Source organism: Flavobacterium sp. W21_SRS_FM6 (genome assembly GCF_052119645.1).
Taxonomy (GTDB): Bacteria; Pseudomonadota; Gammaproteobacteria; order Enterobacterales; family Alteromonadaceae; genus Paraglaciecola.
Window position 1 is genome coordinate 72,927 of sequence record NZ_JBGQOM010000003.1, and the last position, 14,035, is coordinate 86,961.

The window sequence follows — 14,035 nt, forward strand, 5'->3', positions numbered from 1 at the left end:
AGATGAAACATAGCCTTGCTTTTAGCCTCCTAGCCCTTTGCAGTACGTGTAGTGTTGCCGAAGAATTAGCCACTTGTACCACACCTTCTGCTGAACAAGGCAATGAAGAAAGCCAAATCCAAAGCCAGTTTGTGGTTAAAAACCTAAACATCACTACTAATCCTATTTTTGATGAAGATGATGAGGAAGCGATTGCCCTGCACCGCTTCGCGAATTGGTTACATATAAATACTAAAGAAGACGTCATCGCTGAACGTCTACCTTTTACGATTGGCGATACTATTGATGTCAACGACCTAGCTGAAGCAGAACGTATTATTCGAAAACAAGCTTATATTCGCGATGCTAAAATAAAATATATTGCAGGTTGCCAAATTACTGACCCCGGCGAGATCCAAGTTCAAACTTGGGATAATTGGTCCATGATCCCCACCGTGAGTTTTGGACGAAAAGGCGGTGAAAACAAGTTTTCCATTGGTTTAAAAGAAGACAATTTGCTGGGTCTTGGCATCCGGACTCGATTTAAATACAACACAGACGAACAGCGCAGTGGCTATCAGTTAACCTTAAAATCAGCCACCCCTTACTTAATGCCCTATTCAACTTTATTGCTCGATTACTTAGATAATGACGATGGCAATTTAATTAATCTTGAGTTTGATCGTCCTTTTTATCACGCTCGCACTGAAAGGATGTATTTTGCTAGCTATTTAAGCGATGAAAAAGACGTCGATATTTTTCAAAATGGTCGCGTTCGTAATACCTTTGCTAATCAAAGTCACCGCTATGAAATTGCCACGGGTTGGCAAATCGACTCAAACGCCTTACACAGTCAGCGCATCAAAGTGGGCTTAGTGGATGAAGAGGCCTTATTTACACCTGTATTTGATAAACCTTTTGCTAATGAACTGTTGCCGCAAGATAGACAATTTCAATATCTTTGGTTGGGGTTTGAATCATTAGAACGTGACTATCGTGTGTTGTCAGATATTTATCTGATCCAACAAGCTGAAGACATCAATCTTGGCTGGCATTATGAGGCGAAACTCGGTATCGACTTTGCCAACAATCCCGGGCAACAAGGTTTAGCCTATCATGTTGAAGCAAATGTCGATAAAGGCTGGGAGGCTGATAATGGTTTACTACTGGTGTCTTTAGCGGCGCAAAGTGTATTTAATCACATCAATGGAGACCACTACCTTCTGTCTGCCAAAGCTGAATATTTTAAACGTTATACTGAGCTAGTCGGTTTTTATGCCCGTGTAGCCGCTGACAATGAAAAAAATCCCTACCTTGATTTTCCTCTATCTATTGGTGATGAAACAGGTGTACGTGGTTACCCTTTACAATATCAGCATGGAGAAAGAAGTGCATCGGCTACCCTCGAGGCGCGCTTATACACGGGCTATAATATTTATAAATTGCTCGATGTTGGCTTTGCCGGTTTTTTTGATATTGGCCGTGCTTGGAATGGTCAAGAAGCGCAATTAAATGAAAGTGACCAAATTTTAAGCAGTATAGGTCTAGGAGCGCGTTTGTATTCAAATCGTTCTAGCCATCGTAGTGTTATTCATGTAGATATTGTTAAACCTCTGACTCAATCTGACAGCGTAGATAGTTGGGAATGGCGTTTACAAGTTAAGCAAAGTTTTTAAATCTCTTAATTCAGTCAAGCGAAGTTAAAATGACAGTAGAAATAAATAAGCCCAATGGCATTGGCTTAAGCCGTATCTTAAAAGCAACACGTTGTTCTTTTCTTGGTTTTAAGGCCGCTTGGCGCTACGAATCTGCCTTCAGGCAAGAGCTGGTGCTGGTGGCGATATTGTTGCCCTTGTCATTTTTATTGTGCGAATCGCGCAATCATTGGCTGTTGTTATTTGGCAGCTTGATGTTGGTATTATTCGCTGAAATGATCAACTCGGCAATAGAGGCCTTAGCAGATGCCATTACCTTGGAACATCACGTACTTATAGGGCGAGCCAAAGACATGGGCTCGGCAGTGGTATTTATTTCTTTAGTGGTAGTAACAACAGTATGGACTGAGGCATTGTGGCGACTACTGGCATAAAAAAAGGATAGTGATGAACACTATCCTTTCTCTGTATCTCAGGCATTTTTATTAATTAAGATGAAATCTTGAATCTGAGTTTAATAGGGTTTGCACCATAGCGATGGTATTTGCACCCGATTCAACCTGTTGGTTTGTGGTTTCAGCTCTGTCTTCTGCTAATTGCACCAGTTCTAATGCTTTCTCTAATAAAAACAGACTCTGAGTTTGCTCTTTCGCATCTTGGCTACGCACCAAACGATCTAAATTGAATTTAATGTCGGCAATCGTATTTTTAAGTGCTTTTTGCATGAGTCTTGTCCTCAGATAGTATGAATTTGGGTACTACTTACTTATTAGTAAGAATACCTAACAATTAATTAACATACCAATTATTTTTTGATTTATTGCAACAAATTTGTCACAAAATCAAATAATAGTCCCCGTAACGACCTGATGCACCCATACAGTGCATATCCATTGGGTTCAAGAGCATGCCTGAGTTGTTAACATATCGTTAAACATACCTAATATACTATTCAAGGTCTTAATTAAAATTTTAGCTGGTAGTAACCGTCTTTATCTTTCTGGCCAAAAAATTGTGCCGCTTGGTGCACTTCTTCAGGTAATTCCGTATCCGGTTTGAAACGACCATTGATACTGTATTGTAAATTTGCACTGACGACGGCATCGGCACTTAAGCCAAAGCGATTAGGCTCCTTCACGCTCAGCACAATATTGTTGCTTTCACAGCGCATATCCGCGTTGAAATTTCCTAGGTCAATCAAACCTTGTAAACCTTCTACCTTAGCGTTCAACCACTGACCTTGACCTACCAACGTGTGACAAGCTTGTGCATAGTCCAATTCACTTACTTGCAGTTTAAAACGGCCTTCGGCCTTTACAGGGAATGGAAGGGGTAACATGGATATCACTAAGTTCGTGGGTAAATAGGCTTGAACGTCATTCATTTGAACGCGTTCACGGGCAATATTAAGTGAACCTGATAATGAAATTTGATCGGTTTGACGCATATTGCCCGCACTCACATCAGCGCTTATCTGCCCCATCAGCAAGGGTAGAAAATTCAGCGACCATTGTACGTTTTGCAAGGGTAAGCCTTGTACCGTTGCACTTATCGCTTGGCCTTGCCAAATAGTCCCACTGACTCCTTGTAAATTCACATCTGGCGGTAAGGTTAAGCGACTCAATACTTGCGTAGCGGGTAACTTAATCAGTAAAAATATCAGGTAAACAAGTATTCCGAAAATGACCCAACTCAATTGTTTCTTCATGCTTTACCTAATTTTAAACGGCGAATTTTTATTTGTCCGGGCGCAGAAGTCTCTGCCACATCTACATCAAGAATCAACACCCCTTTTGTCTCCATGCTTTGTAACCAGCTTAAGACATCGTTAAAAGGTACTTGCTCAACCCACACTTGCAACTCATCCCCTTGGGGCTGCATACGTGAAATAGTAATATTTAAGCGGCTAGCACTTTGATTGACTTCCTGCGCCAATGAACCTGTAAACGTGGTGTTTTGACCCACACTGCCTTGTAATTGTTTAGCTCGGTTGGCATTTTTTTGCACCCACAATAGCAATTCTTGTTGGCTATTGAGGGCAGCTTGCCCACGCTCAACAGATTGACTTAAGGGCGACCATATACCCCAATAAAATACGGCTACCACCAATAAAACGCCAGAAATGAGCACTAAGCGCTGTTCTCTTTCACTCAGCTGGGTATAGTAAGCTTTGACTTTATTCATATTAACTCCGTACCGCCAACGAGCCGATAACTTGATTATCTTTATTGTTTATCGCACCTTGCTCTACCACAAAACCTTGAGCTTGAGCTAAACGTTTAAACTGCTCTAGTGCTTCAAAGTTATTGGCTATCACTTGCATACGTAATTCACCGCGACTGGCGTCAAAACGTAGAGTTTGCGGTTTAATTTTTGAATCAGCGAAGGCAGTAGAGAGCTGATTAAGCATCACCAACATCGATGCACCGCCCCCCCCTTGTTCTAGTACTTTCATTTTACTGGTCATGGTCGCTCGCACATCGCGATAGGCGCCGGCGTTAGGAAACGCCCGACGATATTCACTGTCAATGTCGCTTTTAAGTTGCGCTAATTGACTTTGAATATGGTGTTGCTCGATAACCTTGTCAATCACGCTGGTAAATAACGCGAACACTGCAAGTGCGGCTGCCAGCCGCCACTTCTTCCAGCCCTCACCTTTAGAGGTTTTGAGCTTAAAATCCCCCTGTAGAAGATTAAATTTTGCAGCCGCAACGCCTTCGGCAAGCACTTTCATTGGAAGCTCTAAGGGCATACTGCGTGAGTCTATTTCACTGGCTTCATCAAACTGACATTCAGAATAATTATCAACAAGCAAAGCCTTGGCGTGGGTGTTTTTGTATTGGCGAGCATGCAAGCCAAGAGCAGGCATTAACCATTGTTTTTCGCCTTGTAAGCCAGCCCATTCGTCTTGCCTAACTAATAATTGCTGGCCTAATTCAAGCACTGCCCAGCCCTCTTGGGCTTGTGGTATTGCCAGTACGTCAGGTACTAATTGGTCACATAGCAAACCTGCTTGGCTAATCATGTCCAACCATTCTTGAAGCTTTTGTTTATTGACGATGGCTACTGCTTGCAAATTCTCTTTACGCGGCCCCATGGCAAAAAACTGTTGGTTAATATCACCACTAATTTCGTCTTCAAGCATATAGGGTATAGCTGACAAGGCCTTGCGACCGGCTTTTGCAGGTAACTCTACCCACTTTAGGAGTACGTCACTGGTGGGCACCAAGGCAGTAATAGGCCGACGTCCTGCTCTTTCACTTAAACTGGGTAACTGATCGGCATTTTCTAAAACACCTGAGGCAATGATCTCATTTTGTTGACTCGACCAGACTATCCAATGCACAGCTTCGTCAGCATAGGCACCAAGACGAACGACTAATTGTTCCATACTAATTATTACCTTGTTGGACTGGGATCATCCTATTCACTATTGGATACCAAATTGACGTTTCATAACCCTAACCTGCTGACCATCTACTTTAAATAAGGTCTGCATAGAAAATGTGGCATTATTGTAACCTGTCTTGGTTGTTAACATAAAATACTGCGTTGTCACATCAAACCAGGCTTGCTGCGCAGTGCTTAAATTCAAAGCTTGCACCTGACTGAGTGCTAAAAAATCAGCCACTGTTTTGAACCCTTCTGGTGGGCGACTGCCTATAATGGTACTTGCATCACTTAAGCTCAGTCCGCTTACTGCACCAAGGATGGCAGCATTTTCTTCGGTCACCGTGTTTACATTTAGTTTAAATACATTATCGGCCGGTAACACACACACCCACTTCATAAGAGGAGCAAGCCATGCTTGCTGCACACCGTTGACTAAGCGCAACTCACTTTTGTCTGCCATGTAGTTGTTAGCGGCCATATAAGGAAACTGCATACTTTCATAAATGCTATCTTCGGCGCCCAATTGACTCATGTTGTCATCGGCGTCCAACCAATCTGCCAATGAATCTCTGACCGTTTCCGCCTCAAATGACGGTATCTCTGGCTCGATCAAAGCAAGTAAGCGGTCAAAGGCCGTTAAACGCGCACTCAATTCAGGAGACCGAGTAAAAGCATTTGCAGAATCACTGGGGGTATCGCGTAAACCATTTAAATTAAAACACGCTTGCATATCAACCAATTGTGCTTTGATGCCACCGCCTTCAACCGGAAAGACGAATTCGTCAGACCAAAGCGGGTCGAGATGAATCACGCCGTTGCTGTTGTTTATCAAGGTTGCAATCGACTTACGGGCAAATTGTTCCGCGCCGATGGCATACCAATAGGCTTGATTGTTTTCTTTAATATTACTGGCGCGTTTAACTTGTAACTGTAAACGAGCCCCCATTTCCGTGGCTAATACACTGACGATGGCAACGATCAGCAAAACGATAATAAGCGCTACACCTTGCTGCTTTGAGCGTAATTTCATCATTGACTGGCCAACAAAAATTCGCGACGGATTTCACCAAATACTTCCGTTGTCAGGGTAATTGCCACGGCCATGGGTAGCTCCACGCCGGTATATGATTCTTGCCATTGGGCTTCTTCATCACTACTCAGCAAAAACTCCACCTGAAAGTTACTGACCCCATCGAGGATATCCTTGGTTTTGGGTTCATAGCCAATAACATTATCTAAGTAATTCCCGTAGAGTCGTTGTAATTTATCATCCTGTAAGCGGTAGCCAACAAGTTGCAAGGTCGAACGGGGCAACATGAATTGCGGGTTGTGCCAGCCTCCGTGCACAAACCCAATGCTATCAGCACTGCCGCCTAGTTCGTCTTCGCCGCCGCGCATCACCACTTGATTCAACTCACCATTTATTCTTACCGCACGAGGCATGGCTTGCAGCACGTCCCGCTCGATGGTCAACATGGCTCTTTGTAATTTTTCGAGCTGGGCAAAACGTTCACTAGAGGCTTTGTCGTCGTCTAGTACATTGGTTAACAAACCCGTGCTTGCTATGCCTATAAGTGTAAAAATCGCCATCGCCACTAAAATTTCTAACAAGGTAAAACCTTGTGACTGATGGTTATTTAAGGTACTCATGACTGCGGTTTCTTCGCCAAATAGGTACTCACTGAAGTGATCGAATTTTTGGTATTCGCTTCTGTCGCCACCGTAACCTCCACGAGCATTAAATCTTCATCTGTGGTTTTTTCTACCCGTTGTGACCAATACCACATGGTGCCCGCCATCTCTTGCGAACCTTTAGCATTGTTTTTAGGTGGCCAAGTGTCTTCCAACTGCAAAGCCGTTAAACGATTATTGGCCACCCAAGTGGCAAAAGTCATATCTTGAATTAAACGCACACCGCTTAAATGGTCACCCGCGGCCTTAAGGATGGCAGAACCGGTCACAGCAAAAATCAGTAAGGCGACCATCACCTCTAGCAGGGTCAAGCCATGTTGTTTAGTCGTTTGATTAAGGCGCATCCAAAGGTCCTTCCCGCGTAAGTGGTATTGAGTCTTCGCCATTGACACGAAAATACGCTGGGGATTCATTACCAAACTCGGGCTCAAAGCTAAATAACATTGAGAAAGGCGTAATTTCGCCACTGGATAAAATTAGCACTTGCGGGGGCTCAGGCTTTTTTTCTTCTTCATCACCAATTTCAACGCCATCTGTGGATACCGACAGCTCTTCATCAAACACTTGATTATCAAACAAACTATCATCACTGTCCCAAGGTAAGTCGTCGAGCAAGAGCTCTACCACAAATTCTTCGGGTAAGGTAAAGGTTGAGAAGGTAGGATCCCCATCTAAAATTTGCCACTGCTGCTGATCGTCTAGGCGCAAAAAATGATATTCATTTTTATCTGCTTCAACTCGTAAACCAAGAGTTTGTTGGTTTAACACAGCAAAATCTGAGGCCATATTAAAAACGACCTCAAAGCGCTGGCTGAGCTTTTTTACTTCGTCAACGCGACTTTTACCGGAAAAATTAAACACAATAGCGCTAGCAGCCAGCCCCATGATCACCAACACGAGCATCACCTCAAGCAAAGAGAAGCCGCGAAAAGCTGTATAAGTAGGACGAAAAGCAGTCATCAGTTAGCAGTGATAAGAGAGTAACAAAATTAATTGACTCACTGTGTGCTTATAAATAGTCGTTTAGATTCCAGTTACCAATATCGTCTTCAGTGCCAGCTAAACCATCAGGGCCAAAAGAAAAGATGTCAATAACCCCTAATTCACCTGGGCTAAGTAATTGGTAAGGATTGCCCCAAGGATCTTCTGGTAAACGTTTAATAAAACCACCTTCTTGGTAATTACGTGGGATTGGGTCAATAGTGGGCACGGTTACTAAGGCCTCTAAACCTTGCTCAGTCGTAGGAAAAGTATTGGTTTTGAGCTTGTAAAGCTCCAAAGAGCTTTCTAATTGCTGAATATCGACTGCCGCTTTTTTAATTTGCGCAGTAGCTTGATTGCCTAAAATAGATGGCGCAATAAGCCCCGCCATAATGCCGATGATCAACAACACCACCATCACTTCGATTAAGCTGAAACCTTGTTGTTTACTTCCTTTACTCATAAATTCACCATATTGTTTAATGCTAAGATAGGTTGCAGTATTGCTAATACAATAAACAATACTATGCCTGCCATCGAAACGATAAGCAGGGGCTCAAAAACTTTTAATGACACACTGACCAGAGACTCAAACTGCCTGTCTTGATTGTCGGCCGCACGGCCTAACATTTGCTGTAACTCACCGCTACGTTCACCCGAGGCGATCATATGCATCATCATCGGCGGAAAAATTTTGGTTTGATCCAAAGCTGCACGCAAACTGGAACCTTCTTTTACATGCACTGAGGCTTCTTTGACTGCATCTTTGATGTATAAGTTTTCTAATACGTCACCAGAAATACGCATGCCCTCTAATAAAGGGACCGCACTAGAAGACAAAATACTCAAGGTGCGAGCAAAGCGCGCAGTATTCAGGCCAGTTGATACCTTACCTATTAGCGGCAAGGTCAAAATAAAAGCATGGTAGCGTTTTTTCATCACCGGCTGCTGTAACACCCGAACAGTAATGACAATAGCCACAACAATGACCGCTGCTAATACCAAACCGTAGTCTTGCAAAAACTCGCTAATGTTAATCAAGACTTGCGTAATGGTCGGTAACTCTTGGCCCATGGTTTGAAACTGACCCACTATTTTAGGTACAACAATGGTCAGCAACAAAATCACGATAGCAAAGGCAAAAAATAACATAATCAAGGGATAAACTAAGGCTTGAGTAATTTGACTGCGAGTTTGCTGACGTTTTTCAGTGTAATCTGCTAGGCGGTTCAAAACCGTATCCAAATGGCCGGACTTTTCCCCTGCGGCCACCATCGCGCGGTACAAGGTATCAAATACATGTGGAAATTCTGCCATGGCGTCAGCTAAAGCGTAGCCTTCAACCACCTTAGAACGCACCGCCATCATCATATTTTTTTGTCTGGGTTTTTCACATTGTTCGGCCACTGCCAGCAAGGCTTCTTCAATGGTCAACGCGGCTTCAACTAAGGTGGCTAACTGGCGAGTCAATAAAGCCAAATCGGCCGCAGATATTTTAGCTTTAAACAGTTGCAAACCTTGCTGAGACTGACGTTCTTTCTCGGCAACTTGGCTGACTTCCATGGGAATAAGTTGCTGTTCACGCAATTGTTGGCGTACCTGACGGGCGTTATCACCTTCTAATACACCGGATTTATTTTTGCCACTTTTATCCATGGCTTTATAAGCAAAAGCGGCCATTTAGTCTTCCCGTGTTACACGTAACACTTCTTCAAGTGAAGTAAAGCCGAGGAGCACTTTTTTACAGCCATCATCACGAATACTGGGCGTATTTTTGCGAATGTATTTTTCGATAGCTTGCTCACCGCGGCCATTGTGAATAAGGTCACGTATCCCTTCATCCACTAAAAGTAATTCATGAATTCCCGTTCGACCGCGATAACCCGTTTGATTACATGCAGCACAGCCTTTGGGTGAATAAATCACGATATCATCGGCTTTTTTAGGTTTCACTCCCAAAATTTGGCATTCTTGCTCAGAGGGATGATGACTCACTTTGCAATGGTCACACAAAGTACGCACTAAGCGCTGTGACAAAACCCCCAACAAACTGGAAGAGAGCAAAAAGGGCTCGATACCCATGTCTTCTAACCGAGTAATCGCGCCTGCAGCAGTGTTGGTGTGAAGTGTCGACATCACTAAGTGACCGGTTAAACTGGCTTGCACACCAATTTGTGCGGTTTCTAAATCTCGAATTTCACCCACCATCACGACATCAGGATCTTGACGAAGTATGGCGCGTAAACCGCGAGCAAAGGTCATGTCGACTTTGGGATTCACCTGCGTTTGGCCAATGCCTTGCAAGTCAAATTCGATAGGATCTTCAACGGTCAATATGTTGCGATCTTTTGAGTTTAATTCGCTTAAACCTGCATATAAGGTGGTTGATTTACCTGAACCTGTTGGTCCGGTAACCAAAATAATGCCATGAGGTTTGCGAATAAGTTCAGAAAAATGCGCGCGGTTTTCTTTGGTCATACCCAAATCTAATAGATTCAAGCGTACATTGTTTTTATCTAATAATCGCAGTACGACCCGCTCGCCATGGCTTGATGGCATGGTAGACACCCGCACATCAACCGCACGACCTGCAATCCGCAGCGTGATACGGCCATCTTGCGGCACGCGCTTTTCAGCGATATCCATGCGCGACATAACCTTGATACGCGATACTAACATCGAGGCCATTTTACGATTCGGCTTAAGAATTTCTCGCAATACGCCATCCACTCGGAAGCGCACTAACAACTGTGTTTCAAAGGTTTCGATATGAATATCCGAAGCCCCTTCTTTAATCGCCTCGCCTAACATAGCGTTGATTAACTTAATGATGGGCGCATCGTCTTCGCTTTCTAACAAGTCTTCAGTATCGGGTAAATCTTCAGCCAAACTGAACAAATCGCTTTCATTACCGATGTCTTCCATCAACTGTTTAGCCGCTGACGAATCGCGCTGAAACGCCTGAGTCAGTAAGGTTTCAAAGCGCCCTAGTTCGATTTCTTGTAAACGAAACTCTGCCCCTAAAAAACGGCGTACTTCGGCAAATACTGCAATTTGTGTTTCACCAGTATGATACAGCACCGCAGGTGTTTCACCGGTATCAAGTAACACTTGATGACGTTTAGCAAAACTAAAAGCGAGCTGTTTGTGTTCTGGCTCATCGACTGGCGCATCTATGTCAGTTCCCGCTTCAATTAAGGCTTGTTCTTCGGCATCAACGGCGCTGAGGTGAGTCGTTTCCATCTCAGTCTTTATCCTTGCCTTTGTTTTCAATGTATTCTTCAAAACTAGGAGGCAATACCAATTTATCATCCCACTCAGGCAACGAAGGCCCTTCTTGGAATGGCATCAACGGGATCCCTTCGGCTTGACGCTTCAACTGTTCGGCTCTGATGTAGTTGTATTTGCGATGGCTGATTTCATTCATGGTCACCCCATCACGCACAATGGTAGGACGAATAAACACCATCAAATTACGCTTGCGCTTGCTTGTCGTTGTGGATTTAAATAAGTTGCCCAGAATAGGTATATCACCTAACAACGGCACTTTTGAGATACTTTCTTGCACGTCTTCATCAATTAAACCGCCTAGAACAATGGTGCCGCCATCATCCACGATAACAGAGGTTTTAATTTCTCGTTTATTAATCAAGACATCCACGGAGGTCGCACCGCTTAAGCTAGAGACTTCTTGCTCAATCGTTAACTGAACGGCATCACCTTCATTAATTTGTGGCGTGACTTTTAACTTAATACCCACTTCTTTTCGGTCAACGGACTGGAAAGGATTAGCGTTATTAGAGCCGGTAGTAGAGCCGGTAATAATGGGGACTTCTTGACCCACAATAAAAAACGCTTCTTCGTTGTCTAAAGTAGTCAAGTGCGGTGTTGCTAACACATTAGAGTTGGTATCCGTGCTGACTGCCTGCACAACCGCAGCCCAACCATTACGAACGACACCAGTGAGTAAACCATTTACGCCGCCTAGTAACGAAGCAAGAGTGGTGTAGTCGCCTGCAGTGGTGGTGTCATATGAATAAGGCTCGCCGTTATCATCAAAACCAGTAGTTGAGGTTGTCGTACCTTCAGCGTTTTTAATCCCTACCGCTAATGAGCCAATGCCTACTACACCATTGGTAAACTGGGTTGCACCAAATTTTTCACTGCCAAGTTGTACACCCAAAGTGGTGCCATCACCTTCGAATACTTCAACAATAATGGCTTCAACTTGAACCTGGGCACGGCGAATGTCTAATTGACGAATGACCTCTTCTAAAGAGCGCATCATGTCGGGCTCAGCGGTAATCACTAAGGCATTAGAGTCTTCATGAGAGTCAATACTGACCTCACGATTTTTACCCGTTTTACCTTTGGCTGCACCTTGCTCTTCAGCTTGAATACTGGCACTCACACCTTGCAGTACCTTGACTAGATCTTCGGCTTTAGAATAATTTAAAAAGATGACTCGAGTATTTCCGCTGGTTTCTAACTCTTGGTCCATACGCTCTATTAAGTTCACTAAACGAGCGCGCGCCTTGGTGTCGCCACTTACAATAATACTGTTGGTGCGATCATCAGCCACAACACGCGGAGCCGATTTTCCACCGGCATTATTCGCCGCACCGGTCGACTTATTAATGCTATCAATAATACGTACCATCTCTGAGGCAGAAGCAAACTTAAGTTTTACAATTTCAACTTCTTCATCCCCTGCACGGTCAACGCGTTCAATGATTTCAACTAAGCGATTTACCGCCGCCGCACGGCCAGTTAACATCATCACGTTTGACGCATCATGGCCCACCACACTGCCCGCACCGGCTGAATCACTTAATTGACGTAGTATTGGAGCGAGTTCACGCACAGGAACATTGTACAGGGGCACAACACGGGTGATAATTTCATCACCGTTAAAACGCTCACCTTCTACTACTGGAATATTGGATGTTTTGGCGTCTTTCGCGCGCACTATTTTGATCACGCCGCTAGGCATCTCTACTACGGCAAAGTCATAGACTTGCAACACGTTCAAGAAAAACTGGTAATACTGCTCTTCATTAAGAAGGTCATAACTGCGTACGGTAATTTTACCGCGCACGTTAGGATCAACGATGATGGTTTTTTGCAGATTTTTTCCCACAATGTTAATGAATTCACTGATTTCAGTATTTTTGAAATTAGGAGAATAATCAGCTGCAGCGACCAAAGTAGACATGGCGAGCAAAGCTGCACCTATGACTGTTACTAGGTGCTTGATTAAACGGGTTCGCCTATTAAACATCATTCTAAAGCTTCCTCATCCCCTGCGGGTAAATCCAGATAAATAGTCAATAATTCACCACTACGATCCACAGTCATTTGGATAGACTCTGCCTCACGTAGGGCATTCATCGCTTCGAGCGACTGTTGCATATCAGTTAAATCCAAGCCATTCAACTCGGTAACCACATCACCCGCTTGCAGGCCCGCAGCTTTGAACAAACTGGCTTTTTTGCCTGGTGCAACTTTGTAACCAAGTAGCTCTCCATCAGGGCGATGGGGAGAGATATTAATAAAATCAGTAAAATTAGCCGGCGCTTGCTGGAGTTCACGAGTGGCTTGCACGGCTTCAGTAGACAACGTACGACGTACTTCATTGTCACTGGGGGAGGTTTCTCTGCTATTAACAGGGACAATACTCTGTTTAGAAGGTTTACTGTAATCCACTCCGTCTAACATGAGGGTTTCTTTACTCGGACCATTTTTGATGATGACACGATCAACATAGACTTCCGCCAAGGTGGCATTAGTCCCATCAATCTTTTCACCTAAACCATAGGTTTGCTGTTGATTGCGATTTTCAATAATGGCGGCGCCTGCTTCTTTATCTGAGCTAGAAACCACTCCGGTTAAGGTTAAATTTAGTTTTGTGACTGGAGCTTCGGTGACTTCTTTAACCACCACCACAGGGGCTGCTAAGTCGCCAAATAAATTGAGACGCTTGACGGTTGATAAGTCCAATTTGGCATTTTTACTAACTGTAGCCACTACGCCAGTTTGATTCGTGGGCGTCTGCAAGCTGTTATTTTGTGGAACTGGTAATAATCGCCAAGTAATTTCTGCCGCATAGGCCAATAAAAACAAGGCCAATAGCACCACTATCAGCATATTTATGCCGCGCTGATGTTTGACCAGTTGGAGCCACAGGTGATTAACGTTATAATTTACGACTGTCATTGTCTCTCGGTGGGACCTTGAAAAAAGCGATACCTGCCAATCATAACGACTAGCTGGTGGGGTCACAACTGTATTAAGTAAAGGTTACAAAAAAATTACAATACTAACTTGGTTAACTA

15 protein-coding genes are annotated in these 14,035 nt (G+C 43.8%); 2 read left to right on the forward strand and 13 right to left on the reverse strand.

Annotated elements, in window-relative coordinates; translation table 11 throughout:
- Window positions 1-2 precede the first annotated feature (2 nt).
- Together ACEN2L_RS06315 and ACEN2L_RS06320 are read left to right on the forward strand one after the other, a co-directional pair.
- Window positions 3-1,655: a hypothetical protein gene (locus ACEN2L_RS06315; protein WP_441742580.1), complete on the forward strand. Its 1,653-nt coding sequence runs from the start codon at window positions 3-5 to the stop codon at window positions 1,653-1,655.
- Between the two features lie 29 nt (window positions 1,656-1,684).
- Window positions 1,685-2,068 carry a diacylglycerol kinase gene (locus ACEN2L_RS06320; protein ID WP_441742582.1) on the forward strand — a complete coding sequence of 128 codons (384 nt, stop codon included), beginning with the start codon at window positions 1,685-1,687 and terminating at the stop codon, window positions 2,066-2,068.
- A 51-nt stretch (window positions 2,069-2,119) separates the two neighbouring features.
- On the opposite strand, the gene ACEN2L_RS06325 is transcribed toward ACEN2L_RS06320, so the two are convergent.
- The 13 genes from ACEN2L_RS06325 to gspC form a co-directional block, all read right to left on the reverse strand.
- Window positions 2,120-2,359 carry a hypothetical protein gene (locus ACEN2L_RS06325; RefSeq protein WP_306021607.1) on the reverse strand — a complete coding sequence of 80 codons (240 nt, stop codon included), beginning with the start codon at window positions 2,357-2,359 and terminating at the stop codon, window positions 2,120-2,122.
- Between the two features lie 239 nt (window positions 2,360-2,598).
- On the reverse strand, window positions 2,599-3,342 hold the full coding sequence (locus ACEN2L_RS06330) for a type II secretion system protein N (protein ID WP_441742584.1): 744 nt from the start codon (window positions 3,340-3,342) through the stop codon (window positions 2,599-2,601).
- Window positions 3,339-3,818, reverse strand: coding sequence for a type II secretion system protein GspM (gene gspM / locus ACEN2L_RS06335; protein WP_441742586.1), 480 nt, complete (start codon window positions 3,816-3,818; stop codon window positions 3,339-3,341). The genes ACEN2L_RS06330 and gspM overlap by 4 nt, the downstream gene beginning before the upstream one ends.
- 1 nt (window position 3,819) lies before the next feature.
- Complete coding sequence (gspL, locus tag ACEN2L_RS06340) at window positions 3,820-5,025, reverse strand: type II secretion system protein GspL (RefSeq protein ID WP_441742588.1); 1,206 nt, start codon at window positions 5,023-5,025, stop codon at window positions 3,820-3,822.
- A gap of 39 nt (window positions 5,026-5,064) precedes the next feature.
- Complete coding sequence (gene gspK / locus ACEN2L_RS06345; protein WP_441742590.1) at window positions 5,065-6,060, reverse strand: type II secretion system minor pseudopilin GspK; 996 nt, start codon at window positions 6,058-6,060, stop codon at window positions 5,065-5,067.
- Window positions 6,057-6,677, reverse strand: coding sequence for a type II secretion system minor pseudopilin GspJ (gene gspJ, locus ACEN2L_RS06350; protein ID WP_441742592.1), 621 nt, complete (start codon window positions 6,675-6,677; stop codon window positions 6,057-6,059). Before gspJ ends, gspK begins: the two co-directional genes overlap by 4 nt.
- Window positions 6,674-7,063: a type II secretion system minor pseudopilin GspI gene (gene gspI, locus ACEN2L_RS06355; RefSeq protein ID WP_441742594.1), complete on the reverse strand. Its 390-nt coding sequence runs from the start codon at window positions 7,061-7,063 to the stop codon at window positions 6,674-6,676. Before gspI ends, gspJ begins: the two co-directional genes overlap by 4 nt.
- On the reverse strand, window positions 7,053-7,679 hold the full coding sequence (gene gspH / locus ACEN2L_RS06360; protein ID WP_441742596.1) for a type II secretion system minor pseudopilin GspH: 627 nt from the start codon (window positions 7,677-7,679) through the stop codon (window positions 7,053-7,055). The genes gspI and gspH overlap by 11 nt, the downstream gene beginning before the upstream one ends.
- A gap of 49 nt (window positions 7,680-7,728) precedes the next feature.
- Window positions 7,729-8,163 (reverse strand): type II secretion system major pseudopilin GspG, encoded by a 435-nt coding sequence (gspG, locus tag ACEN2L_RS06365; protein WP_306021615.1) that lies wholly within the window; start codon window positions 8,161-8,163, stop codon window positions 7,729-7,731.
- On the reverse strand, window positions 8,160-9,380 hold the full coding sequence (gspF, locus tag ACEN2L_RS06370; protein WP_306021616.1) for a type II secretion system inner membrane protein GspF: 1,221 nt from the start codon (window positions 9,378-9,380) through the stop codon (window positions 8,160-8,162). Before gspF ends, gspG begins: the two co-directional genes overlap by 4 nt.
- Complete coding sequence (gene gspE, locus ACEN2L_RS06375) at window positions 9,381-10,943, reverse strand: type II secretion system ATPase GspE (protein WP_306021617.1); 1,563 nt, start codon at window positions 10,941-10,943, stop codon at window positions 9,381-9,383.
- A 1-nt stretch (window position 10,944) separates the two neighbouring features.
- The gene (gspD, locus tag ACEN2L_RS06380; protein WP_306021618.1) at window positions 10,945-12,984 is read right to left on the reverse strand and encodes a type II secretion system secretin GspD; all 2,040 of its coding nucleotides are present in this window, start codon (window positions 12,982-12,984) and stop codon (window positions 10,945-10,947) included.
- On the reverse strand, window positions 12,981-13,916 hold the full coding sequence (gene gspC / locus ACEN2L_RS06385) for a type II secretion system protein GspC (RefSeq protein ID WP_441742600.1): 936 nt from the start codon (window positions 13,914-13,916) through the stop codon (window positions 12,981-12,983). Before gspC ends, gspD begins: the two co-directional genes overlap by 4 nt.
- Window positions 13,917-14,035: the final 119 nt, after the last annotated feature.

Excerpts from the sequence above, each read along its gene's own strand:
- gspJ (WP_441742592.1), bottom strand. The coding sequence starts at position 6,677 with ATGAGTACCTTAAATAACCATCAGTCACAAGGTTTTACCTTGTTAGAA.
- gspK (WP_441742590.1), bottom strand. The coding sequence starts at position 6,060 with ATGATGAAATTACGCTCAAAGCAGCAAGGTGTAGCGCTTATTATCGTT.
- gspF (WP_306021616.1), bottom strand. The coding sequence starts at position 9,380 with ATGGCCGCTTTTGCTTATAAAGCCATGGATAAAAGTGGCAAAAATAAA.
- ACEN2L_RS06315 (WP_441742580.1), top strand. The coding sequence starts at position 3 with ATGAAACATAGCCTTGCTTTTAGCCTCCTAGCCCTTTGCAGTACGTGT.
- gspH (WP_441742596.1), bottom strand. The coding sequence starts at position 7,679 with ATGACTGCTTTTCGTCCTACTTATACAGCTTTTCGCGGCTTCTCTTTG.
- gspG (WP_306021615.1), bottom strand. The coding sequence starts at position 8,163 with ATGAGTAAAGGAAGTAAACAACAAGGTTTCAGCTTAATCGAAGTGATG.
- gspL (WP_441742588.1), bottom strand. The coding sequence starts at position 5,025 with ATGGAACAATTAGTCGTTCGTCTTGGTGCCTATGCTGACGAAGCTGTG.
- gspE (WP_306021617.1), bottom strand. The coding sequence starts at position 10,943 with ATGGAAACGACTCACCTCAGCGCCGTTGATGCCGAAGAACAAGCCTTA.
- ACEN2L_RS06330 (WP_441742584.1), bottom strand. The coding sequence starts at position 3,342 with ATGAAGAAACAATTGAGTTGGGTCATTTTCGGAATACTTGTTTACCTG.
- gspC (WP_441742600.1), bottom strand. The coding sequence starts at position 13,916 with ATGACAGTCGTAAATTATAACGTTAATCACCTGTGGCTCCAACTGGTC.
- gspI (WP_441742594.1), bottom strand. The coding sequence starts at position 7,063 with ATGCGCCTTAATCAAACGACTAAACAACATGGCTTGACCCTGCTAGAG.
- gspD (WP_306021618.1), bottom strand. The coding sequence starts at position 12,984 with ATGATGTTTAATAGGCGAACCCGTTTAATCAAGCACCTAGTAACAGTC.
- ACEN2L_RS06325 (WP_306021607.1), bottom strand. The coding sequence starts at position 2,359 with ATGCAAAAAGCACTTAAAAATACGATTGCCGACATTAAATTCAATTTA.
- ACEN2L_RS06320 (WP_441742582.1), top strand. The coding sequence starts at position 1,685 with ATGACAGTAGAAATAAATAAGCCCAATGGCATTGGCTTAAGCCGTATC.
- gspM (WP_441742586.1), bottom strand. The coding sequence starts at position 3,818 with ATGAATAAAGTCAAAGCTTACTATACCCAGCTGAGTGAAAGAGAACAG.